Raw genomic sequence first — 24,102 nt, 5'->3', positions numbered from 1 at the left:
CCATCAACGTTTGTGTCACGGACACATGTGTTGCGTAGTGACGGCGGGGCCAGATACGGCCCGCCGTGGCGCTACGCGATACTCTGAGCGCTTCCCTGCGAGGCCGACTTACCAGGTTTTACCAATGTTAAACTGGAACTGTTCGGCCTTGTCTCCATCATACTTTTTGAACGGCTGGGCGTAAGAGAACACCAGCGGTCCGAGAGGCGACATCCACTGCAGTGCCAGACCGGCTGACATGCGGATATTACTTGGGTCACTGTAATCCGGCACGCCTGCGGCACGGGTTTCAGCGGTGTTCTGCCATTTAGTATCCCAGACGGTACCGGCATCAACGAACAGCGAGGTACGCACCGAGTTCGAGTACTTCTCACTGATAAACGGCGTTGGGGTTATCAGCTCAAGGCTGGCCACCGCCATCGCGTTACCGCCGACCGCATCGTCTGAGTTACAGACTTTGTTCACGTCGGTGCCGGAGCAGTCAGACGAACCGTTGTTCAGGTAAGCCGCTTTTGGACCAATGTTATTGGAACGGAAACCACGAACGGTGCTGGAACCACCGGCATAGAAGTTTTCATAGAACGGCATCTCTTTGCCGTTCAGGCCATCACCGTAACCAACGCGACCACGGCCCAGCATCACCCAGGTATGATCCTGGTCGATCGGCAGATACTGTTGCGTATCCAGCGTTGCTTTGTAGAAGGCGTTAGTCGAGCCAGGAATGGTCACTTTACCGTTCAGGTTGGTACGGTTACCCGCCGTTGGGAAGAACCCACGGTCAAGCGTGTTGTACGTCCAGCCGTAGTTAAAGGTGAAGTCATCCGCAGAGAAGTCTTCATCACCGGCAAGCGTCGGGTTCTGTCCGACCGAGCGCAGGTAACGCCACATAGCGATCTGCGGCTGCATGTTGGACAGGCTGTTATGCACATAACCCAGACCGGCGCGCAGGCTGTTGTTCTCGTTAATCGGGAAGCCCAGCGTACCGTCAACACCGTAACTCTTGTTGGTGTAGTCGGACAGATCGGCGTCATCGGCTTTAAAGTCGTTATAGAACACACGACCGCCGAGGCTGACGCCATCCACCGTAAAGTACGGATCGGTCAGAGAGAACTCGGCATAGGTCTGGTAGTCGTTTTTGGTGCCGCTGATACCGACGGTATTACCGGTACCCAGCCAGTTATCCTGGGTGACGCCCACCTGGAAGCTGACGCCGCTTTCGGTGCCGTAGCCGACGCCAAAGTTCAGCGTACCGGTGTTGCGCTCTTTCACCTTGTAGACCACGTCCACCTGATCGGGCGAACCCGGCACACGCTGGGTGTCGGTATCAACGGTTTCGAAATAGCCCAGACGGTTCAGACGTTCTTTGCCCTGCTCAACCAGATCGCTGCCCAACCAGGCACCTTCCATCTGGCGCATTTCACGGCGCAGTACCACGTCTTTCGAAGTATCGTTACCTTCGAAGCGGACTTTACGCACGTAGAAACGGTTACCGGCATCAACGTTCACGCGCAGCTTAACGGTTTTCGCCGCATCATCAATTTCAGGCTGGGTCTGGACGCGTGGATAGGCATAGCCATAACGACCCAACAGTTTCTTGATGTCGTCTTCCATGCGGGTCACTTTCGCGCCGTTATACAGCTCACCCGGGGTGATTTTAGTCAGCCCTTCGATCTCAGCAGAGTGCCCGGCCAGATTGCCGCTCACCGCCACGCCGGCGATCTTGTACTGCTCGCCTTCGGTGATGTTAACGGTGATGTAGATACCTTTTTTATCCGGCGTCAGGCTGACCTGGGTCGAATCGATATTGAAGCGCGCATAACCGCGGTCCAGATAGAAGCTGCGCAGCGTCTCGAGGTCACCGGCCAGTTTCTGTTTCTGGTACTTACGGTCACCCACCACGTTCCACCACGGCACATCATCACGCAGCTGGAAGCGGGAGATCAGCTCTTCAGAGCTGAACGCTTTGTTGCCCACCACGTTAATCTGCTGAATCTGCGCAGAGACGCCTTCGGTGAACACCAGTTTCAGATCGACGCGGTTACGCGGCAGCGGTGTCACCACCGCTTTAACGCTGGCGCTGTACTTACCGACGCTGTAGTAGAAGTCTTCCAGACCCTTCTCAATCGATGAGATGGTGGTGCGGTCAAGGGCTTCGCCCACGCGCACGCCGGAAGCCTCAAGGTTCTGCTTCAGCATGTCTTCCTTCACCGCTTTGTTACCGGAGAAGGTGATACTGGCAATCGTCGGACGTTCTTTCACCTGAACGATCAGCGTGTTGCCATCGCGCAGTACCTGAACGTCTTCAAAATTTCCGGTCGCAAACAGTGCTCGAATGGTGTTACCCAGATCTTCATCTGATACGGTATCTCCCACGCGAACAGGCATACTCAGCAGGGCCGCACCGACGGCGACTCGCTGCAGGCCTTCGAAATGAATATCCTTCACCACGAATCCGTCTGCACCGTATACGGTAGCGCTGCTAAGCAGCAGCGACGCTATGAGCAACTTTTTCATCGCCATCGTTGTTATGCATTCTTCCTAACTGGTTCTCGTCGCTTTCGGGGTAACCGCGTCGCGTTAATCATCCCGCAACGCCGTTCCTGAGCACCTAGAGGCGCGAGAAATCATTGAAAAGTGCAAGCCCCATTAACAGCACCAGCAAAATTGAGCCGATACGATAACTGAAGTCCTGAACTCGTTCGGACACCGGCCCCCCCTTAATCTTTTCGATCGCCAGGAACAGCAAATGCCCACCATCTAACACTGGCAGAGGAAACAGATTGATAATCCCTAAGTTCACGCTAATCAGCGCCAGGAACATCAGGTAGTAAATCAACCCATACTCCGCTGACATCCCAGCCCCCTGCGCGATCGAAATCGGCCCGCTGAGATTGTTCAACTTCACATCACCCACTATCAGCTTGCCCAGCATGCTCACCGTCAGCTTCATCAGCTGCCAGGTTTTCACGCTGGCTTCACCGAGGGCCGCAAACGGACCGTACTGGCGCACCGTGCGGTACTCATCGGCCAGCGGTATCACTCTCGGCACCACGCCGGCAAAGCCTTCCGCCTTATTCTGCGGATTGGCTTCGGGGATCAGCGTGATATCCACCAGACTTCCCTGCCGCTCAACTTCGATGGCAATCGGCTTGCCGGGGTTATCACGCACCGTGGTCACGAAACTGAGCCACTGCGACAGCGGTTTACCACCGACTTTAACGATCCTGTCGCCGGCTTGCAAACCGGCCTTACTGGCGGCGGAATCGCTCTGCACCTGCGCCAGCACCGATTCAATCTGCGGCCCGCGCGGCAGGATGCCCAGTGAAGTGACCGGATCCTGCTTATCCGGCTCAAAGTGCCAGTTGTGCAGCGAGACCCGCTTTTCGCTGGTTTGCGTAGTGCCAAACGGCGCGACGGTAAAGGTGGTTTCTTCATCACCGATCTTCGCCACCAGCGCCATGCGCACAGCATCCCAGTCAGGCGTTTCGATACCGTCGACGGCTTTAAGTTCCGTTCCTGGGGTAATTTGTGCGCTGGCGGCCGGCGAGCCGCTTACTATTTCAGCAACTACCGGGCGTACGCCGGGCACGCCGATGATAAACACCAGCCAGTAGGCAAGGATAGCAAAGATGAAGTTAGCGATCGGACCGGCGGCGATAATCGACGCCCGCTGCAGGACCGTTTTATTGTTGAAGGACTGGTGACGCAATTCGGGCGGCACGCTCTCGACGCGTTCGTCGAGCATTTTAACGTAGCCGCCGAGAGGGATCAGGGCAATAACATACTCGGTGCCCTGCTTGTCACGGCGGCGCCACAGCGCCTTACCAAAGCCGACGGAAAAGCGTTCGACCTTCACGCCGCAACGACGGGCCACCCAGAAGTGACCAAATTCGTGCACCGTGACCAGAATTCCCAGCGCGACGATAAAGGCCGCAAGACTCCAGAGTACGCTTAACATAGTGTTTCCCTACAGCGCGCCAAAAACTAACAGCAGCAGGCAGGCAAACACCGGTACCGCCGCCGTCAGGCTGTCAATGCGGTCCAGAATGCCACCGTGACCGGGGATCAGACTGCCGCTATCCTTAATACCCGCTTCGCGTTTGAACATACTTTCCGTCAGATCGCCCAGCACCGAGGCCAGCGCGGCGGCAATCGAGCAGATCAGCAGCGTGGAGAGATCCACCTGCAGCGGCGCGAACACGCTGAATAACCATGAGATCAGCGCCGAGGTCACCAGGCCGCCGAGAAAGCCTTCCCAGGTTTTACCCGGTGACACTTTCGGTGCCAGCTTGTGCTTACCGAACAGCTTGCCAAACATGTAGGCACCGGAATCAGCGCCCCAGACCAGCACCATCACGTACAGCAGCCACCAGGCTCCCGCGTAGTGATCGGTAGCGTAGTGATACTGGCGCAGCACCAGCATGCCGCAGAAGAATGGCACAATGGTCAGCAGGCCAAACAGCAGGCGCAGCGGTTTCGACGAACGCCAGAAGGCGGCGGAGCCAGGGTAGCGCAGCACCAGCAGCAGCGCCGCCAGCCACCATATCAGCGAGATCCACAGCGCGCCGCCGATCTGCGGCACGTCCAGCGCACTTTGCCAGGCCGGCAGCGTAAACAGCATCAGGGAGAGCAGCAAGCCACACAGCACTGCCAGCCAGATACGCTGAGAGCGCGCAGCAAAACCGGCGAACTGGCCCCATTCCCATGCGGCCAGCATGCAGATCGCTAAGATGACGATGGCAAAACCCAGAGGTGGCAGCAAAAACAGCGCCGCGATCACGATGGGAATCAAAATTAATGCGGTAATCAGGCGAGACTTCAGCAAGGATTACCCCCAGTGCGCTTATGCGCTGCCGGGTGCTGCGCCGCCAAAACGGCGCTCTCGTTGTGCAAACGCATTCAGTGCACCTTCAAAAACTTGTTCATCAAAATCAGGCCAGAGCGTTTCGGTAAACCAGAACTCTGCGTAGGCAACTTGCCACAGCAGGAAGTTACTGATGCGATGCTCTCCCCCGGTCCTTATTACCAGATCCACCGGAGCCAGTTCATTCATGCACAGATGAGAGGCCAGCGTCTCTTCTTCGATTTGATCGGGACGAAGAAGGCCTTCCTGTACCTGCTCTGCAATCTTTCTGACTCCGTGGATAATATCCCAACGACCGCCATAATTCGCGGCTATGTTGAGCGTCAGTCCATTATTTTGTTGAGTAAGTTCCTCAGCACGGCGGATACGCTCCTGTAAACGAGCGTTAAACCGGCTGACGTCACCGATAATTCGTAGCCTGACATTATGCTTATGGAGACTTTTGACTTCGCTATCGAGCGCCCAGACAAACAACTCCATCAACGCTAACACTTCCTGCTGCGGACGGTTCCAGTTTTCACTGCTGAACGCATACAGCGTCAGCGCATCGAGCTTATGGCTGACCGCAAAACTGACCGCGCGCCGTACCGACTTCACACCGGCCTTGTGGCCGGAAATGCGCAGTTTGCCCTGATTTTTCGCCCAGCGGCCGTTGCCATCCATAATGATGGCCACATGGCGAGGGCCGTGCCCTTTCTGGTCATCGATTTCTAATTGATTTTCGGACGACATAACGCGTATTTATTTCCTTATTCAGAAAGGCCAGGGCTTCTGAAATATCTTGTCTGCTCAGTTGCCAGCGCCCCGCCACCCCGGACAGCCATGCGGCAATGAGCCGGCAAGCTGCCTGAACAGTGGGCGAAGACTATATCATCTCCTCCCAAGGCTCACAAATGGCGGTGCGTTAAATCGCGTTATGCACGATCTAAGGCAAACCGCGGTAGCAGCGCCGTGGCACGCACCCGTGCTTCACCGTCGATGGCAATGACCGCTTCCACAGAGTCGGGCTCCGCCGTTGCCAGCCCCTCCAGCACCGCCACGTTCAGGGACGCAATGTCGGTGAAGCGGATGCCACCGGCCAGAAACGCCGCCACGGCCACTTCGTTGGCGGCGTTGAGCGTGGTGGTGGCGGCCTGCCCTGCCAGGCTGGCGTCGATCGCCAGTTTCAGGCAGGGATAGCGCGCGAAGTCCGGCTCGCAGAAGCTCAGCGCCTTCATGCGGGTAAAATCAAGCGCGGGTGCACCCGAGCTGACGCGCTCGGGCCAGGCCATCGCATGGGCAATCGGCGTACGCATATCCGGTGAGCCCAGCTGCGCAATCACGCTGCCATCGCGGTAGCGAACCATTGAATGAATCACCGATTGCGGATGCAGGATCACCTCCATCTGCTTATCGGTGGCATTAAACAGCCAGCGGGCTTCAATATATTCCAGGCCTTTATTCATCATGGTGGCCGAATCGACGGAGATTTTACGCCCCATTGACCAGTTTGGATGTGCACAAGCCTGGTCCGGCGTCACATGATGCAGGTCAGCCAGCGGCGTGTCACGGAAGGGGCCACCCGATCCGGTCAGGATAATGCTGTCAATGCCATTATCCTGCAACGAAGCGTAACCTAACTGCTGCTGGATGGCAGCAGGCATACTCTGAAAAATGGCGTTGTGTTCACTGTCGATCGGCAGCAGCTGCGCGCTGGAGGCACTTACCGCCTCCATAAACAGACGCCCGCAGGTGACCAGCGCCTCTTTATTGGCCAGCAACACCGTTTTACCGGCGCGGATAGCGGCCAGGGTCGGGGTTAATCCCGCCGCGCCAACGATCGCCGCCATCACCTGATCCACCTCGTCCAGCGCCGCCAGATCGCAGGCCGCCTGTTCGCCGCTGAGCACTTCTGTCGTGACGTTCAGGCCATGCAGCCGCGCCCGCAGTTCAGCGGCAGAGCCTTCATCAGCCATCGCGGCATAGCGCGGACGAAACGTCAGACACTGCTCGGCCATCAGCTCAACGTTACGCCCGGCCACCAGCGCCGTCACGGCAAAGCGTTCGGGGTTGGCGCGGACTACGGCCAGCGTGCTGGTGCCAATCGAGCCGGTGGAACCGAGAATGGTCAATTGTTTCATGAGGCTGCTCTGTATCGTGGCCTGGCGCGAAGGGAAACCGTGCCCGCCAGGAGGGTTAACAAATGCAAAACGCCGCCAGACCGCCCTGTCATTTAAAGGACCATCTGCACGGCGTTTCGTCACAGGGTGATCGACTTAGAAGTCCATCAGCTCCGCTTCTTTTTCAGCCAGGGAGGCATCAATTTTCTTGATGAACACGTCCGTCAGCTTCTGCACGTCATCCTGTGAACGACGATCTTCATCTTCACTGATCTCTTTGTCTTTCAGCAACGCTTTAACTTTATCGTTCGCGTCGCGGCGCACGTTACGCACAGAGACACGGCCCTGCTCGGCTTCACCACGGACGATTTTGATCAGATCTTTACGACGCTCTTCGGTCAGCGCAGGCAGCGGGACGCGAATATCGGTGCCGGCCGAGCTTGGGTTCAGGCCGAGGTCAGAGGTCATGATCGCTTTTTCTACCGCGCCGCTGATTGAACGGTCGAACACGTTCACTTTCAGGGTACGGGAGTCTTCAACGGTCACGCTGGCTAACTGCTTCAGCGGGGTCGGCGCGCCGTAGTACATCACCATGATGCCATCGAGGATCGCCGGAGAAGCGCGGCCGGTGCGGATTTTGCTGATGTTGCTTTTGAACGCTTCAACGCATTTATCCATGCGCGTTTCAGCATCTTTTCTGATTTCGTTAATCACGTTGGAACCCTTGGATTCTGTTTGATCGACCCGCTGCGGGCCACGGCCTGCAGCGATTCTGAATACTCTTCGATAATTCTGACGGGCAGAATATACCTTATTTTATGCGCTGACTGATATTAATGCGTAATCAACGTGCCTTCTTTTTCACCCATCACCACGCGACGCAGTGCGCCAGGCTTGTTCATATTGAATACGCGAATCGGCAGCTTGTGGTCACGGGCCAGCGTAAAGGCCGCCAGATCCATCACTTTCAGCTCCTGCTCCAGCACTTCCGCATAGGAGAGCTGTTCGTACAGCGTGGCATCCGGGTGCTTCACCGGGTCCGCAGAGTAAACGCCGTCCACTTTAGTCGCCTTCAGTACCACGTCGGCTTCAATCTCAATACCGCGCAGGCAGGCGGCAGAGTCGGTGGTAAAGAACGGGTTACCGGTACCGGCAGAGAAGATCACCACGCGGTTGTTACGCAGCAGGCTGATCGCTTCTGCCCAGCTGTAGTTATCACACACGCCGTTGAGCGGGATCGCCGACATCAGGCGGGCGTTCACATAGGCACGATGCAGTGCATCGCGCATTGCCAGACCGTTCATTACGGTCGCCAGCATGCCCATATGGTCGCCGACTACGCGGTTCATACCGGCCTGAGCCAGGCCAGCACCGCGGAACAGGTTCCCCCCGCCGATCACCACGCCCACCTGAATGCCCAGTTCTACCAGCTCTTTCACTTCCTGAGCCATACGATCCAGCACGCTGGCATCAATACCGAAGCCTTCAGCACCTTGCAGTGCTTCGCCACTCAGTTTCAGCAGGATACGTTGATATACGGGTTTTGCATTGGTCGCCATGGTGTTTTCTTCCTGGAGCTATCGTCGAAAAGGGGGGTTAACTGTGCGGTATCATCCGTCAAACGCCGTTAAAAAGCGATTGGGATGAGACTGAAAATGCGCTGCCCGGCAGGCAGGCAAAAAAGAACCGCCTTCCGGCGGCTCTCTTCAAACCATTAAGACTGTTTGGACATCGCCGCAACTTCTGCTGCGAAATCGGTCTCAACTTTCTCAATGCCTTCGCCCACTTCAAAGCGGATGAAGTTAACAACGTCAGCGTTGTGCTCTTTCAGAACCTGGCCCACGGTTTTGCTTGGGTCGATAACGAAAGGCTGGCCGGTCAGAGAAACTTCGCCGGTGAATTTCTTCATGCGGCCTTCAACCATTTTCTCTGCGATCTCTTTTGGCTTACCAGACTGCATCGCGATGTCCAGCTGAACCTGGTACTCTTTCTCTACCACTTCAGCAGACACGTCTTCTGGCTTAACGAATTCTGGCTTGCTGGCAGCAACGTGCATAGCAACCTGCTTAACCAGCTCTTCGTCAGCGCCTTTAGCAGCAACCAGTACGCCGATACGTGCGCCGTGCAGGTAGCTGCCCAGCACGTCGCCTTCCAGGGACGCTACGCGACGGATGTTGATGTTCTCACCGATTTTAGCAACCAGTGCAACGCGCTCTTCTTCGAACTGCGCTTTCAGAACTTCAACGTCGGTGATTTTACCGGCAGCAGCAGCTTCCAGCACTTTATCAGCGAAGGCCTGGAAACCGGCATCTTTAGCAACGAAGTCGGTCTGGCAGTTAACTTCCAGAATCACGCTGTAGTTGCCAACGATTTTGGTTTTGATCACGCCATCAGCAGCCACGTTGCCTGCTTTCTTAGCGGCTTTGATCGCGCCAGATTTACGCATGTTCTCGATCGCCAGCTCGATGTCGCCGTTGGCTTCGGTCAGTGCTTTCTTACAATCCATCATGCCAGCGCCAGTGCGCTCGCGCAGTTCTTTTACCAGAGCAGCGGTAATATCAGCCATTCTCTAATCCTCGGTTAGCGCAGCATTTGTGAGATGTGCCGGTCAACGGCCACAAATGCCTATTCTCGGGAGAAACATTCTGCCCCGCCGAATGTGACAAACGGCAAAGCGAAGTCGAAAAAATAAAGGGGCCGACAAGGCCCCTTACAGATTCACATCTGATTGATAAGGGCTCGGTAACGAGCAAGCCTTATTACTCAGCGTCGGCGAACTTTTCTTCAGCCTGCTGAGCCAGGTCCTGTGAACGACCTTCACGTACAGTGGTAGCCACTGCAGTCAGGTACAGGTTCACAGCACGGATCGCATCGTCATTACCTGGGATAATGAAGTCAACGCCGTCTGGATCAGAGTTGGTATCAACGATAGCAAATACCGGGATACCCAGGTTGTTTGCTTCTTTGATAGCGATGTGTTCGTGGTCTGCATCTACAACAAACAGTGCGTCTGGCAGGCCGCCCATGTCTTTGATACCACCCAGGCTGTTTTCCAGCTTGGCCAGTTCACGAGCGCGCATCAGCGCTTCTTTCTTGGTCAGTTTGTCGAAAGTACCGTCCTGAGACTGAATCTCCAGATCTTTCAGACGTTTGATAGACTGACGAACGGTTTTCCAGTTAGTCAGCATGCCACCCAACCAGCGGTGGTTAACGAAGAACTGGTCGCAGCTCAGAGCTTGCTCTTTTACCGCTTCGCTTGCAGCGCGCTTAGTACCAACAAACAGGATCTTACCTTTACGGGCAGAGATCTTGCTCAGCTCAGCCAGAGCGTCGTTGAACAGTGGTACTGTTTTTTCCAGGTTGATGATGTGAACTTTGTTACGAGCGCCGAAGATGAAAGGCTTCATTTTCGGGTTCCAGTAACGGGTCTGGTGACCAAAGTGTACACCGGCCTGGAGCATGTCGCGCATGGAAACAGTTGCCATGATTACCTCTAATAAAAGTGTTTGGGGTTAAGCCTCCATGTATCCCGTACAACCGACCCATCGATTTTTACAAATCATCCAGGCACCCCGGCGTAGGTGTCGATACATGTGTGTTATTTACACAAAATGAGATTTTGCGTCCCCCTGTCCGGCAACTATCACCACACAGAGAATCGTCGGCGCGCTTTATACCATAAACCGACCGGTGACGCCAACTTTTGTTGGCTTACTGAGCAGTACTGCCACGCTGACCTGCGGCCCGGCAACGCCTGCCACAAACTGCATTTGGCAGGGTCCGGGTGGACTGCTACCATTGCTGCACTTTGTTTAGTATTGTCGAAAATAGCGACAACCGCGGATCGAATGAATGGCAATCTCAATTAAAACCCAAGAAGAAATCGCAAAAATGCGCGTCGCCGGGCGTCTCGCCGCCGAGGTGCTGGAGATGATCGGACCCCACGTGCAGCCGGGCGTCAGCACCGCTGAGCTCGACCGCCTGTGCCACGATTATATCGTCAACCACCAGCAGGCGATCTCCGCCTGCCTCGGCTATCACGGCTTCCCGAAATCGGTCTGTATCTCGGTGAATGAAGTGGTGTGCCACGGTATTCCGAGCGAGGAGAAGATCCTCAAAGATGGCGATATCGTCAATATCGACGTCACGGTGATCAAAGACGAGTATCACGGCGATACCTCCACCATGTTTATCGCAGGCACACCCACCATCCAGGGCGAGCGGCTGTGCCGCGTCACCCAGGAGAGCCTCTACCTGGCGCTGCGTATGGTGAAGCCGGGCGTGCGGCTGCGCACTATCGGCCGTGAGATCCAGAAGTTTGTTGAAGCGCAGGATTTCTCCGTGGTGCGTGAATACTGCGGCCACGGCATCGGCAAAGGCTTCCACGAAGAGCCGCAGGTGCTGCACTATGATGCCGATGACGGCGGCGTGGTGCTGCAGGCGGGCATGGCCTTCACCATCGAACCGATGGTCAACGCCGGCGACTACCGCATTCGCAGCATGAAAGACGGCTGGACGGTGAAAACCAAAGACCGCAGCCTGTCAGCCCAGTATGAACACACGCTGGTGGTGACGGAAAACGGCTGTGAAATTATGACGCTGCGTAAAGATGACACCATTCCGGCGCTGCTTAACAACGCCGGTTAAGTAATAAGATAATCCTATGATTGCACGCTACAGTCGGCACGCCGGTCACGTGTAAGATAGCGCTAAGCCGGCAATCGCCGGCTTTTTTAATGGCTGTAGTCCCGGAGCGGGTGAGATGACAAAAGAGCTGACAGACGCAACCGTCCTGAAAAAATTAACCAAGTCGCCGGTTTACTGGCAGGACGAAGAACTCAATCGCGACGGCCTGCGCCAGCACCTGGACCACTTCCAGCGCTACCTGGCCGACGCCTTTGACGCCGGGCAGGACGCCGAAACGCTGATCGCCGCCCGCACCCTGTTTATTGACCGCCTGCTGCGGCGCCTGTGGCGCTTCTTTGGCTTCCCGGAGCAGGAGGGCGTGGCGCTGGTAGCGGTCGGGGGTTACGGGCGGGGTGAACTGCACCCGCTGTCGGATATCGACGTGCTGATCTTAAGCCGTCAGCCGCTGTCAGACGAAGATGCACGACGCACCAGCGAACTGCTGACGCTGATGTGGGACCTGCGGCTGGAAGTCGGCCACAGCGTGCGTACGCTGGAGGAGTGTCTGCTGGAGGGGCTGTCAGATCTGACCGTCGCCACCAACCTGATTGAGTCACGTATGCTGACCGGCGACCTGGCCCTGTTCCTTGAGCTGCAAAAAAACGTGTTCAGCGACGGCTTCTGGCCCTCCGACCGCTTTTTCGCCGCCAAAATTGCCGAGCAGCAGGAGCGCCACCAGCGCTACCACGGCACCAGCTACAATCTGGAGCCGGATATCAAAAGCAGCCCCGGCGGCCTGCGCGATATCCATACCCTGCTGTGGGTGGCGCGCCGCCACTTCGGGGCCACCTCGCTGGATGAGATGGTCGGCTTCGGCTTCCTGATGGAGACCGAGCGCAACGAGCTTAACGAGTGCCAGAGCTTCCTGTGGCGCATCCGCTTCGCCCTGCACCTGGCCCTGACCCGCTACGACAACCGGCTACTGTTTGACCGCCAGCTCAACGTCGCCCGCCGCCTTAACTATCAGGGCGAAGGCAACGAGCCGGTGGAACGCATGATGAAGGACTTCTTCCGCGTCACCCGGCGCATCGCCGAACTCAACCAGATGCTGCTGCAGCTGTTCGACGAGGCGATCCTCGCGCTGCCGACCGATGAAAAACCGCGTCCGCTGGACACGGAATTCCAGCTGCGCGGCACGCTGATCGACCTGCGTGACGACGATCTGTTCAGCCGCGATCCGATCGCTATCATGCGCCTGTTCCACACCATGGTGCGCACGCCGAAAATCACCGGCATCTACTCCTCCACGCTGCGCCACCTGCGCCACGCGCGACGCAGCCTGGCACAGCCGCTCTGCACCCTGCCGGCGGCGCGGGAGATGTTCCTGTCGATTCTGCGCCACCCCGGCGCGGTCAGCCGGGCGCTGGTGCCGATGCACCGGCACAGCGTGCTACAGGCCTACATGCCGCTGTGGAGCAACATCGTCGGCCAGATGCAGTTTGACCTGTTCCACGCCTACACCGTCGACGAGCACACCATACGCGTGCTGCAAAAGCTGGAGAGCTTCGCGGACGAAGCCACCCGCAGCCGCCACCCGCTGTGCGTTGAGCTGTGGCCACGGTTACCACAGTCAGAACTGTTGCTGATGGCCGCGCTGTTCCACGATATCGCCAAAGGTCGCCACGGCGATCACTCGATCCTCGGCGCGCAGGACGCGCTGGAGTTTGCCGAATTACACGGCCTTAACTCACGGGAAGCCCAGCTGGTCGCCTGGCTGGTGCGCCACCACCTGCTGATGTCGGTGACCGCCCAGCGGCGCGACATCCAGGACCCGACGGAGATCCAGCAGTTTGCCGAAGTGATGCAGAATGAGAACCGCCTGCGCTACCTGGTCTGCCTGACGGTGGCCGATATCTGTGCCACCAACGGCACCCTGTGGAACAGCTGGAAACAGAGCCTGCTGCGCGAGCTGTTCTTTGCCACCGAAAAACAGCTACGCCGGGGGATGGAAAACAGCCCGGACCTGCGCGAACGGGTGCGCCACCACCGGCTGCAGGCGCTGGCGCTGCTGCGGATGGACAACATCGACGAGCGGGCGCTGCACGACATCTGGAACCGCTGCCGCGCTGACTACTTCCTGCGCCACACGCCCAACCAGCTGGCGTGGCACGCGCGCCATCTGCTGATGCACGACCTCAGCCAGCCGCTGGTGCTGGTCAGCCCGCAGGCCACCCGCGGCGGAACGGAAATCTTTATCTGGAGCCCGGACCGCCCCTACCTGTTTGCCGCCGTGGCCGGGGAGCTGGATCGCCGTAACCTGAGCGTGCACGACGCGCAGGTTTTCACCAGCCGCGACGGCATGGCGATGGACACCTTTATCGTGCTGGAGCCGGACGGCAGCCCGCTGTCGGCGGATCGCCAGGAGTTTATCCGTATCGCGCTGGTGCAGGCCATCGGCCAGACGCACTGGCAGCCGCCGCGCATCCGCCGCCAGTCGGCGCGGCTGAAACATTTTAACGTCGATACCGAGGTCAACTTCCTGCCGACCCACACCGATCGCCGCACCTATCTGGAACTGGTGGCGCTCGATCAGCCCGGCCTGCTGGCGCGGGTCGGGGAAGTTTTCGCCGATCTCAACGTTTCGCTGCACGGCGCACGCATCAGCACCATCGGTGAACGGGTCGAAGATTTGTTTATTCTGGCCAACAGCGATCGCCGGGCGCTGGACGCTGATTTGCGCGAACGACTGCAACAACGGTTGACAGAGGCCCTTAATCCAAACGATAAAGTGTGACCCGGAACGACTTTTAACAGCGCCACCCGCCGAATCCGCCAGCGGATCCCTGTTTATCGCGGATGGCAAAACCAGGAAGAGACCAACATGCAACAGTTACAGAGTGTTATTGAAGCGGCCTTCGAGCGCCGTGCGGAGATCACCCCGGCCAACGCGGATACCGTTACCCGCGAAGCCGTTAACCAGGTGATCGGCCTGCTGGACAGCGGTGCCCTGCGCGTGGCAGAGAAGATTGACGGCCAGTGGGTCACCCACCAGTGGCTGAAGAAAGCGGTTCTGCTCTCTTTCCGCATCAATGACAATCAGGTAATTGATGGCGCAGAGAGCCGCTACTACGACAAAGTTCCGATGAAATTTGCCGACTACGACGACGCGCGCTTCAAAAAAGAGGGCTTCCGCGTGGTGCCACCGGCCGCCGTTCGCCAGGGCGCGTACATTGCCCGTAACACCGTGCTGATGCCGTCTTACGTTAACATCGGTGCGTACGTCGATGAAGGCTCGATGGTTGATACCTGGGCTACCGTGGGTTCCTGCGCGCAGATCGGTAAAAACGTCCACCTGTCAGGCGGCGTTGGCATCGGCGGCGTACTGGAGCCGCTGCAGGCTAACCCGACCATCATCGAAGACAACTGCTTTATCGGCGCACGTTCTGAGATCGTGGAAGGCGTCATCGTGGAAGAAGGCGCGGTAATCTCGATGGGCGTTTACATCGGTCAGAGCACCAAAATCTTCGACCGCGAAACCGGCGAAGTGACCTACGGCCGCGTGCCGGCGGGCTCGGTGGTCGTTTCCGGCAACCTGCCGTCAAAAGACGGCAGCTACAGCCTGTACTGTGCGGTTATCGTGAAGAAAGTCGACGCCAAAACCCTCGGCAAAGTGGGCATCAACGAACTGCTGCGCACCATCGACTAATTCCCCTGCGGGTCACCCCGGTGGCCCGTAATCTATTCTTTACACTTTACCCGATTGCCGCCCTGCGCATAATTTCTCAACAGATAGTGATATTGCTCACAATTCAGGCGTATAATCCGCGCCATTCAGCGCACTCGCGATCCCCGATCTGATTTTACAGGCATAGATCACGGTAGTACGGGACGAGCGAGCTAAGCAAGTACAAGGCGTACAGCGCACAGCTACCGGAATGTACATAAGTACATGAGGATAGCGAGCACTGCACAACGCAGTAATTGCGACGCGCAGCCGTAACGACAAACTCCCGCATAAGGATCAAAAACCATGTACGACAATCTTAAAGGTTTGGGTATTGCTTCTCCTGAAGACATCGACCGCTACAGCCTGCGTCAGGAAGCCAGTAATGACATCCTGAAAATCTACTTCCGCAAAGACAAAGGTGAATTCTTCGCTAAAAGCGTCAAATTCAAATACCCGCGTCAGCGTAAAACCGTGGTCGCCGACAACGCCAGCCTCGGCTACAAAGAGATCCAGGAAATCAGCCCTAACCTGCGCTACGTGATCGACGAGCTGGACCTGATCTGCCAGCGCGACCAGGTGGAAGTTGACCTGAAACGCAAAATCCTCGACGACCTGCGTCACCTGGAAAGCGTGGTCTCCAACAAAATCGCCGAAATCGAATCCGATCTCGACAAGCTGACCCGCAACAGCCGCTAATACGACTGGCCTGCCCTTAACAAGCCCTCAAATAAAAACGGTGCCCATAATGAGCACCGTTTTTTTATCGACCCGTTAAAACTTACTGCATCAGCAGATAGATGCTGCTGTCACCACGCTGAATATTCAGCGCCAGCACCGATGGCTTGGTATCGAGGATCTTACGCAGCTCGCCCAGATTGGCGATCGGCTGCTGATTCACACCGAGGATCACATCACCTTTCTTCAGCCCGATACGCGCCGCCGCTGAACCGGCCTTCACGTTATCCACCTTCACGCCTTTGGCATCTTTAGTGTCCACGTTGCTCAGGTCAGCACCTTCAATACCGTTATAAATCGTCCCGGAATCGACCTTCGCCCCGGCGCTCTGCTGCAGCTCAACGTTAACCGTCAGCGGCTTACCGTCACGGATCAGCCCCAGTTCCATTTTGGTGCCTACCGGCAGCGATCCGACCTCAGCACGCAGTGCGGAGAAGCTGGAGATCGGCTTATTGTTAATCGACACGATCACATCACCGGCCTTCACCCCGGCCTGCGCCGCAGACGACTTCGGCACCACCTGGCTGACGAAAGCACCGCGCTGGGCATCCACCTTCATCGCCTTGGCCAGCTCTGAGTTCAGCTCGGTGCCCATGATACCCAGTTCGCCACGTTTGACCTGGCCGTACTCCACCATCTGACCGGTCAGGTTTCTCACCATATTACTCGGGATAGCAAAACCGATGCCGATATTGCCGCCGTCCGGTGCCAGAATCGCGGTATTAATCCCGATCAGCTCACCGTTCAGGTTCACCAGCGCGCCGCCGGAGTTACCGCGGTTAATCGCCGCATCGGTCTGGATAAAGTTCTCGTAGTTTTCCACGTTCAGCCCGCTGCGCCCCAGCGCAGAGACGATACCGGAGGTCACGGTTTCGCCCAGGCCATACGGGTTACCGATCGCTACGGTGTAATCGCCCACGCGCAGCGCATCGGAATCAGCAATCTTAATCGCCGTCAGATTTTTGGCATCCTTCAGCTGGATCAGTGCAATATCCGAACGCGGATCTTTACCGATCACCTTGGCGTCATATTTGCGGCCGTCGCTCAGCTGCACCTGAATTTTGGTAGCGTTATCCACCACGTGATTATTGGTCACCACGTAGCCCTTATCGGCGTTGATCACCACGCCGGAGCCCAGCGCACGGAATTTCTGCTGCTGGGCATCATCGCCCGCCGGGCCGCTGCCGCCCTGACACATCGGTGAGGACTGGAACGGTGAGCCCTCCTGGCAGAACGGAGAATTATCGCCAAAGAACTGCTGGAACTGCTGCGGCATCCGCGGCGTACGCACCGTGGTGCTGCCTTCAACGTTGATGCTGACCACCGACGGCATCACTTTTTCCAGCATCGGAGCCAGGCTTGGCAGCTGCTGGGTGGAAGAGGAAGATGCGGTTTCAGCAGCGCTGGCGGCTAACGGATTCAGCGCCAGACCCAGGCTCAGCGCAAGTGCGCTCAAAACTAATGTGGTTTTTTTCATGTTTCAGGCTCTCAAATAATTCGCGAAAGATAACCATTGCTGTGGTTGTGAAAGTGAGATTAATTTTTTAGCGGTAAGTTCATGTACGCGGTATCGGGTAAAGGTAAAAATTTATTGATTTCCTTTACAAAACTGCACGCAATACTGAATCACTCTACCGCCATCAGCCGCCGGTACTCATCCCACGCATAGAGGTCGGTCATGCCGCTGATATAATCCTGCAACAGGCGGGCACGGTAATAATACTCGAGGATATCACTGGCACCGTCGCCGTTATCCAGCGCCAGAACCGCTTCGCCATACGCCTGCCTGAAACGGCTGGAGAGTTTATGAAACAGGCGTGTTTCAATCGGATAACCTTTTAAATAGTCCTTCGCCAGCAACTCGCTAAATTCAGCACGGCTTAAGCGCAACAGCGGCTGATAGATGGTCAGCAAACCGCCAATTACCCGATAACCCTGCAGCTCCAGCTGTTCCACTTCGGGGTGGTTAAATACATGACTAAAGGCCACTTTTTTGAAAATGTCCAGCAGCTGGCTGTGCGGACTGCCGTCTTCCAGCAACGCTTCATTAAATGCCCCCTGATAGACCGCCGGCAGATGATCGATAAAGCGATCCGCCGCATGTGGTACCAGTCGGGCAACGGTATTAACGCGTAAATACATAAAGAACTGATCGTCGTTACAGGGGGCGCTGGCCGATATCCGAGACTTTTCCCGGGCGCTGGTCACCACGCTGGCAAACAGATCGTCCGGCTGGTGGTCGGGCCACAGCCGATATAAATAGTCGTACAGTTGCTCAACGCTGAAGATATTTTTCTCGACCGCATCTTCTAAATCCGCCACGCAGTAGGAGATATCATCCGCGGCTTCCATGATATAGGTCAGCGGGAAACGGCAGTACGGCTGTAAATCCAGCTGCTGGCGCAGAGATTCAACGTAGTGCTGTTCAGATAAATAGTAACCCGGCTTTTTCATCAGGTAGGCGTGGCTGGCCGGAATATCGCTGGTCTGCCACGCCGGCCGGGTATATTTCAGAATACAGCCGACCTGTGCCCAGGTAAGATTCATTTTCATCAGCGTGTGCACCATGCGTATCGCCTGCGCATTACCTTCAAAATGGCACAAGTCCTGCCGCACGCGGCCACGCAGCGCGTTCAGACCGTCCTCACGGTAGCGCAGCACCGCAGGTTCACAGCGGTCCTCACGCCCCGACTCGGGCTGCCAGCTAGCATCCAGCGTCTGGCGGAACCAGTCGTTAATCGCCGACTCGCCAAAGTGACCGAACGGCGGGTTGCCGATGTCATGCATCAGGCAGGCCATTTCGACAATGCTCTCAAACGGCCCGGTCAGTTCTGCCAGCCCCAGCGCTTCCAGCTGGCCCTGCTGCTCCAGCCGCGACAACACCTCACGGGCAATATAGCGCCCCACCTGTTGCACCTCCAGCGAGTGGGTCAGCCGGGTACGCACCGCCGCATTACGCTCCAGCGGAAACACCTGGGTTTTCTGCTGCAGGCGGCGAATGGCGGCAGAGTTAACGATACGCCCGCGATCGCTTTCAAAGATGCTCAGAATGGTATGCCGGTCAGGCGTGCCCGTCAGCGGGCGATAGCAGCGCTGCCAGTTGATTTTTTTGCGAAAGTCGATCCCGTGCATGCCTTGCTCCCTCAGATAAACGGCGGCCAGTGACGCAATTCAGTCTATCACCCCGTCAGCACAGGGCAACGCGGGCTTACGGATTATCTCCGCGCCGTCACCGTGGTAGACTGTGCGCCGAAATCAACGGCAAATTCCACAGATATAGCGAGTATCCCTATGAAAGCAGGCATTATTGGTGCAATGGAACAGGAAGTCACACTGCTGCGTGACAGGATCGAAAACCGTCAGACGCTGAGCCTGGCCGGGTGTGAAATCTATACCGGCACGCTGAATGGCGTGGAAGTAGCACTGCTGAAATCCGGCATTGGTAAAGTCTCGGCCGCGCTGGGCACCACCCTGCTGCTGCAGCTGTGCAAGCCGGACGTGGTGATCAACACCGGTTCCGCCGGTGGCCTGGCGCCTACGCTGAAGGTGGGCGATATCGTGGTATCGACCGAGGTCCGCTATCACGATGCCGACGTCACCGCGTTTGGCTATGAGCCGGGCCAGATGGCCGCCTGCCCGCCGGCCTTTATCGCCGACGACGCGCTGATCGCCGCCGCTGAAGCCTGCATCAGCGAGCTTAACCTCAACGCCGTGCGTGGCCTGGTGGTCAGCGGTGACGCCTTTATCAACGGCGCTGAACCGCTGGCACGCATCCGCAATACCTTCCCACAGGCGGTGGCGGTGGAGATGGAAGCCACCGCGATCGGCCATGTTTGCCATCAGTTTGGCACGCCTTTTGTGGTGGTGCGGGCGATCTCCGACGTTGCCGACCAGGAATCTCACCTCAGCTTTGACGAGTTCCTCAGCGTGGCCGCCGGGCAGTCGTCGCTGATGGTGGAAGCCCTGCTGAACCGGCTGCGTGCGTAACTACCGCACCGCGCTGCTGCTGTGGCTGACCCTTTTCAGCCTCAGCACGGCCGCCGCGCCACGGGTGGTGACGCTGGCACCCAACCTGACCGAGCTGGCCTTTGCTGCCGGCATCACGCCGGTCGGCGTCAGCGACTACTCCGACTTCCCACCTGCCGCCATGCAGGTAGTCCGGGTAGCGAACTGGCAGGGGATTAACAGTGAACGCCTGCTGCGGCTGAAGCCGGACGTGGTGGTGGCCTGGCGCGGCGGCACCCCGCAGCGCCAGATGGACCAGCTGCAGGCGCTGGGCATTAAGGTACTGTGGCTGGCCCCGGATTCGGTAAGCCAGCTGACCGCCAGCCTGCGCCAGCTGGCCCCGTACAGCCCGCACCCTGAGCAGGCTGAGCAGGCGGCACAACGGTTACAGCAGCAGTTCAGCGCGCTGAAACAGCGCTATGGGGCGAACGTGCCACAGCGGGTATTTCTGCAGTTTGGCAGCAAACCGCTGTTCACCGCCTCGGCGAGTACCCTGCAGAATGAGGTACTGCAGCTGTGCGGCGGCGAAAACATCTTTGCCGACAGCCGCGTCCCCTGGCCGCAGGTCAGCCGGGAACAGGTGCTGGCGCGCCAGCCGCAGGCCATCGTGACACCCGGCGATGCCGCACACGCGCAGCAGCTGGCCGCCTTCTGGCAGCCGCAGCTCAGCGTGCCGGTGATTGCCATCACTGATGACTGGCTCAGCCGCGCCGGACCGCGTATTATCTTAGCAGCACAACAATTGTGCAGTCAGCTGCAGCCGGATCGCTGATATCGCCGCCACGACGATTCAAGATCCAGACATAAAAGCCGATAAAGAGAGTCCATGGCCGTGCGAATTACCGCGCGGTCATTTCGGGCAATTGCCCGTTTTTGTTCCACCAGGAAAACACCATGAAAGCCGTTTATCTGGCCCTCGGGCTGATAATGACGGGATATGCCGGTGCCGCCACCACGGAAGGCAGCGTCAGCGTAACGCTAACGATTACCACGCGTTGCAGCGTGGACGGGAAGAGGCTCAACAGCGCCGTAAACCCGGATATCGCCTGTGGTCAGCAGAGTGACGCGCAGCCGAAAGTCACCCAGACGGTGACGGAGCCGGCTACGGCGTCGCAGGATGAACAGAGATTAGTGACCGTCGAATGGTAGTGAACAGACCCGGCAGCGGAGCTGCCGGGTTATGTCACATCAGATACTGAAGGAAGAACCACAGCCGCAGGTGGTTTTAGCATTCGGGTTAGTGACCACAAAACGTGACCCTTCCAGCCCCTCGGTGTAGTCCACCGAACCGCCCACCAGATACTGCAGGCTCATCGGATCCACCACCAGCGCCACGCCCGCTTTCTCAATGGTCATGTCGCCATCGTTAATTTTGTCGTCAAAGGTAAACCCGTACTGGAAACCGCTGCAACCGCCACCGGTGATATAAACGCGCAGTTTCAGATCCGGATTGTCTTCATCCGAAATCAGGTTTTTGACCTTGCTGGCCGCTGCTTCGGTAAATTGCAGAGGCAGTGCTACTTCATCGCTCATCAGAAATACTCCACTGTGCATGCAGGCCAGATGCCTGCCAGGTCATTATTCGACCATTGTTTGCGCTATTATCTTATACCCAGGTATCGCAAGCAAGCGCAGGCTGTACCCGCCTGTGCGGTGGTAGCGATCAATGCCACCACGACCAGGCGCTTTGGCGCTGTAAACGCACGCAATCCCGGGCAGTTAAGGCGATGCGTAAGCCACGGCCTTTGGAATCGCTGCCATGTTCCCTTAGAATAGCCGGGTTTTTTTATGAATGATCAGGAGCCGTCACATGAGTAAGTCTGAAAACCTGTACGCTCAGGCGCAGCAGTTAATTCCCGGTGGCGTAAATTCGCCGGTGCGAGCCTTTACCGGCGTTGGCGGCGTGCCGCTGTTTATCGAGCGTGCCAACGGCGCTTACCTGTATGATGCGGACGGCAAAGCCTACGTTGACTACGTCGGTTCCTGGGGGCCGATGGTGCTGGGCCACAACCACCCGGCGATCCGCAACGCGGTGATTGAAGCGGCCGAACGCGGCCTGAGCTTCGGCGCGCCGACCGAGATGGAAGTAAAAATGGCCGCTCTGGTCACCGAACTGGTGCCGACAATGGACATGGTGCGGATGGTCAACTCCGGCACCGAAGCCACCATGAGCGCCATTCGCCTGGCGCGCGGCTTTACCGGTCGCGACAAAATTATCAAATTCGAAGGCTGCTACCACGGCCACGCCGACTGTCTGCTGGTGAAAGCCGGCTCCGGCGCGCTGACCCTCGGCCAGCCCAACTCTCCGGGCGTACCGGCGGATTTCGCTAAGCACACTCTGACCTGCACCTATAACGATCTGACCAGCGTCCGTGCGGCCTTTGAACAGTACCCGCAGGAGATCGCCTGCATCATCGTTGAGCCGGTGGCCGGTAATATGAACTGCATCCCGCCGCTGCCGGACTTCCTGCCGGGCCTGCGCGCGCTGTGCGACGAGTTTGGCGCGCTGCTGATCATCGACGAAGTGATGACCGGCTTCCGCGTGGCGCTGGCCGGTGCTCAGGCACACTACGGCGTGAAGCCGGACCTGACCTGCCTGGGTAAAATCATCGGCGGCGGCATGCCGGTGGGAGCCTTCGGCGGCCGCCGCGAGGTGATGAACGCGCTGGCACCGACCGGACCGGTCTACCAGGCCGGTACGCTGTCCGGTAACCCGATCGCCATGGCGGCCGGCTTCGCCTGCCTGAGCGAAATCGCCAAACCCGGCAGCCACCAGACCCTGACCGAACTAACCACCCTGCTGGCAGAGGGCCTGCTGGCGGCGGCACAGGAAGAAAACATCCCGCTGGTGGTTAACCACGTCGGCGGCATGTTTGGCCTGTTCTTCACCGACGCGGAGACGGTCACCAGCTACGCCGACGTGACAAAGTGCGACGTGGAACGCTTTAAGCGTTTCTTCCACCTGATGCTGGAAGAAGGTATCTACCTTGCACCGTCCGCCTATGAGGCCGGCTTTATGTCGCTGGCGCACAGCCACGACGACATCCAGCGCACGATAGACGCCGCCCGCCGCAGCTTCGCGCAGCTGTAATAAAATCGCAGAAGGCCCGGGTGCCCGAGGTATCGGGTCTGTGTCGCCTGCTGAAGTCGCTGTGGACTCCGATGCCCGGCGTATCGGGTCTGTCCGGAACGCGGACACGCTATGAACACGTCCGTGTGCGCTCGGCAGCGCCCATCCCTGGGCGCTGACGGTCCGCTTATCCGGACAGACCCGATTGCCCGAACTTTCTGGCGTCGCTGCCTGAGCCCGTCGTTCACCGAAACACAGATGATGACACCTGCAGATAACGATAAGCGACGGGAGCCGGGCGCGGTGTTCTTCCTGCAGGCGACTCAGAACGTGAAGCGATGGGAGCCTGTACACGGAGCAAAGCATCACGGGCCACGGATGGCCCGTGCTGAGCTGTCATGGATGACGCTTTTTGCGTCTTTGCGGAGTGTACAGGCTCCCTGAGCCGGCCCCCCAAGCCAACAGGCGACCTGCAGATGACACCTCAGCTTCTTCGCAGCAGATAAACAAAGTACGGCGCACCGATAAAGGTCGCCAGCAGACCGGCCGGGATCTGATCCGGGAAGGCCAGCATCCGTCCGCACCAGTCCGCCGCCAGCATCAACCCGCCGCCCAACAGCCCCGCCATCACCTGCTGCGGCAGCGTCCGGCGGAAGCCAAGCATGCGCGCAATATGCGGTGCCATCAGGCCGACAAAGCTCAGCGGGCCGATGGTCAGCGTGGCGGCAGCGGTCAGCGTCGCCGCCAGCAGCAGCAGCGCCAGCCGCGTGGGCGTCAGCGCCATGCCCACCGCCCGCGAGGTGGCCCCGCCCAGAGGCAGAATGGTCAGCCAGCGGCGGCACAGCGGCACCAGCGCCAGCAGCACCAGCGCAATAACCAGCGTACGTCTGGCCTGCAGGGCATCCACGTTGTAGGTCGAACCGGACATCCAGCTCAGCAGGCTGCCCATACGCGGATCGCCGCTGGCCAGCAGCAG

21 protein-coding genes are annotated in these 24,102 nt (G+C 58.0%); 8 read left to right on the top strand and 13 right to left on the bottom strand.

All coding sequences use genetic code 11. The features are described from left to right. Nucleotides 1-108: 108 nt before the first annotated feature. From bamA to rpsB, 9 genes are all read right to left on the bottom strand, one after another. Nucleotides 109-2,520, bottom strand: coding sequence for an outer membrane protein assembly factor BamA (bamA, locus tag NV64_RS16360; RefSeq protein WP_056236309.1), 2,412 nt, complete (start codon nt 2,518-2,520; stop codon nt 109-111). Nucleotides 2,521-2,608: 88 nt separating this feature from the next. Continuing rightward, entirely contained in the window at nt 2,609-3,958 is a 1,350-nt protein-coding gene (gene rseP, locus NV64_RS16355) for a sigma E protease regulator RseP (protein ID WP_101506329.1), read from the bottom strand. A gap of 9 nt (nt 3,959-3,967) precedes the next feature. Next, nucleotides 3,968-4,825: a phosphatidate cytidylyltransferase gene (gene cdsA / locus NV64_RS16350; protein WP_056236306.1), complete on the bottom strand. Its 858-nt coding sequence runs from the start codon at nt 4,823-4,825 to the stop codon at nt 3,968-3,970. A gap of 18 nt (nt 4,826-4,843) precedes the next feature. Beyond that, nucleotides 4,844-5,596, bottom strand: coding sequence for a (2E,6E)-farnesyl-diphosphate-specific ditrans,polycis-undecaprenyl-diphosphate synthase (ispU, locus tag NV64_RS16345; RefSeq protein ID WP_056236304.1), 753 nt, complete (start codon nt 5,594-5,596; stop codon nt 4,844-4,846). Between the two features lie 182 nt (nt 5,597-5,778). Then, nucleotides 5,779-6,984: a 1-deoxy-D-xylulose-5-phosphate reductoisomerase gene (ispC, locus tag NV64_RS16340; protein ID WP_056236302.1), complete on the bottom strand. Its 1,206-nt coding sequence runs from the start codon at nt 6,982-6,984 to the stop codon at nt 5,779-5,781. A 135-nt stretch (nt 6,985-7,119) separates the two neighbouring features. Continuing rightward, a complete protein-coding gene (gene frr, locus NV64_RS16335) occupies nt 7,120-7,677 on the bottom strand; it encodes a ribosome recycling factor (protein ID WP_056236300.1) in 558 nt (185 codons plus the stop codon). A 119-nt stretch (nt 7,678-7,796) separates the two neighbouring features. Continuing rightward, on the bottom strand, nt 7,797-8,522 hold the full coding sequence (gene pyrH / locus NV64_RS16330) for a UMP kinase (RefSeq protein WP_056236298.1): 726 nt from the start codon (nt 8,520-8,522) through the stop codon (nt 7,797-7,799). 155 nt (nt 8,523-8,677) lie between these two features. Beyond that, nucleotides 8,678-9,529, bottom strand: coding sequence for a translation elongation factor Ts (gene tsf / locus NV64_RS16325; RefSeq protein WP_101506328.1), 852 nt, complete (start codon nt 9,527-9,529; stop codon nt 8,678-8,680). A gap of 193 nt (nt 9,530-9,722) precedes the next feature. Further along, nucleotides 9,723-10,448, bottom strand: a complete 726-nt coding sequence (gene rpsB, locus NV64_RS16315; protein WP_056236292.1) for a 30S ribosomal protein S2 — start codon at nt 10,446-10,448, stop codon at nt 9,723-9,725. Nucleotides 10,449-10,815: 367 nt separating this feature from the next. On the opposite strand from rpsB, the gene map reads away from it, so the two are divergent. The 4 genes from map (at nt 10,816) to NV64_RS16295 (ending at nt 16,012) form a co-directional block, all read left to right on the top strand. Next, nucleotides 10,816-11,610, top strand: coding sequence for a type I methionyl aminopeptidase (gene map / locus NV64_RS16310; protein ID WP_056236291.1), 795 nt, complete (start codon nt 10,816-10,818; stop codon nt 11,608-11,610). Between the two features lie 115 nt (nt 11,611-11,725). Continuing rightward, nucleotides 11,726-14,383 carry a bifunctional uridylyltransferase/uridylyl-removing protein GlnD gene (gene glnD / locus NV64_RS16305; RefSeq protein WP_056236288.1) on the top strand — a complete coding sequence of 886 codons (2,658 nt, stop codon included), beginning with the start codon at nt 11,726-11,728 and terminating at the stop codon, nt 14,381-14,383. Between the two features lie 87 nt (nt 14,384-14,470). Beyond that, a complete protein-coding gene (gene dapD / locus NV64_RS16300) occupies nt 14,471-15,295 on the top strand; it encodes a 2,3,4,5-tetrahydropyridine-2,6-dicarboxylate N-succinyltransferase (RefSeq protein ID WP_056236285.1) in 825 nt (274 codons plus the stop codon). A 324-nt stretch (nt 15,296-15,619) separates the two neighbouring features. Beyond that, the gene (locus NV64_RS16295) at nt 15,620-16,012 is read left to right on the top strand and encodes a DUF3461 family protein (protein WP_056236283.1); all 393 of its coding nucleotides are present in this window, start codon (nt 15,620-15,622) and stop codon (nt 16,010-16,012) included. Between the two features lie 82 nt (nt 16,013-16,094). Here NV64_RS16295 and degP read toward each other — a convergent pair whose 3' ends face one another. Beyond that, nucleotides 16,095-17,528: a serine endoprotease DegP gene (gene degP, locus NV64_RS16290; RefSeq protein WP_056236280.1), complete on the bottom strand. Its 1,434-nt coding sequence runs from the start codon at nt 17,526-17,528 to the stop codon at nt 16,095-16,097. A 149-nt stretch (nt 17,529-17,677) separates the two neighbouring features. Then, complete coding sequence (gene dgt / locus NV64_RS16285) at nt 17,678-19,183, bottom strand: dGTPase (protein ID WP_056236278.1); 1,506 nt, start codon at nt 19,181-19,183, stop codon at nt 17,678-17,680. Between the two features lie 159 nt (nt 19,184-19,342). Between dgt and mtnN the strand changes: the two genes are divergently transcribed. The 3 genes from mtnN to NV64_RS16270 all read left to right on the top strand — a co-directional run bounded on the left by mtnN (nt 19,343) and on the right by NV64_RS16270 (nt 21,205). Next, nucleotides 19,343-20,038, top strand: coding sequence for a 5'-methylthioadenosine/S-adenosylhomocysteine nucleosidase (mtnN, locus tag NV64_RS16280; protein ID WP_056236274.1), 696 nt, complete (start codon nt 19,343-19,345; stop codon nt 20,036-20,038). Further along, nucleotides 20,031-20,828, top strand: coding sequence for a vitamin B12 ABC transporter substrate-binding protein BtuF (gene btuF, locus NV64_RS16275; RefSeq protein WP_056236271.1), 798 nt, complete (start codon nt 20,031-20,033; stop codon nt 20,826-20,828). The genes mtnN and btuF overlap by 8 nt, the downstream gene beginning before the upstream one ends. Nucleotides 20,829-20,950: 122 nt before the next feature. After that, nucleotides 20,951-21,205, top strand: coding sequence for a hypothetical protein (locus tag NV64_RS16270; protein ID WP_056236267.1), 255 nt, complete (start codon nt 20,951-20,953; stop codon nt 21,203-21,205). A gap of 39 nt (nt 21,206-21,244) precedes the next feature. On the opposite strand, the gene erpA is transcribed toward NV64_RS16270, so the two are convergent. Continuing rightward, a complete protein-coding gene (gene erpA / locus NV64_RS16265) occupies nt 21,245-21,589 on the bottom strand; it encodes an iron-sulfur cluster insertion protein ErpA (RefSeq protein WP_056236265.1) in 345 nt (114 codons plus the stop codon). Nucleotides 21,590-21,866: 277 nt separating this feature from the next. On the opposite strand from erpA, the gene hemL reads away from it, so the two are divergent. Beyond that, a complete protein-coding gene (hemL, locus tag NV64_RS16260; protein ID WP_056236263.1) occupies nt 21,867-23,147 on the top strand; it encodes a glutamate-1-semialdehyde 2,1-aminomutase in 1,281 nt (426 codons plus the stop codon). 463 nt (nt 23,148-23,610) lie between these two features. Here hemL and NV64_RS24155 read toward each other — a convergent pair. After that, nucleotides 23,611-24,102, bottom strand: a 492-nt coding sequence (locus tag NV64_RS24155; RefSeq protein WP_233209009.1) for an iron chelate uptake ABC transporter family permease subunit, incomplete at its 5' end; no start/stop codon positions are given.

Source organism: Erwinia sp. B116 (assembly GCF_002865965.1).
In the GTDB taxonomy this organism is placed as follows: Bacteria; Pseudomonadota; Gammaproteobacteria; order Enterobacterales; family Enterobacteriaceae; genus Erwinia.
Note: the sequence above shows the minus strand (reverse complement) of the source record. Positions and strands in the feature narration are given on the sequence as shown.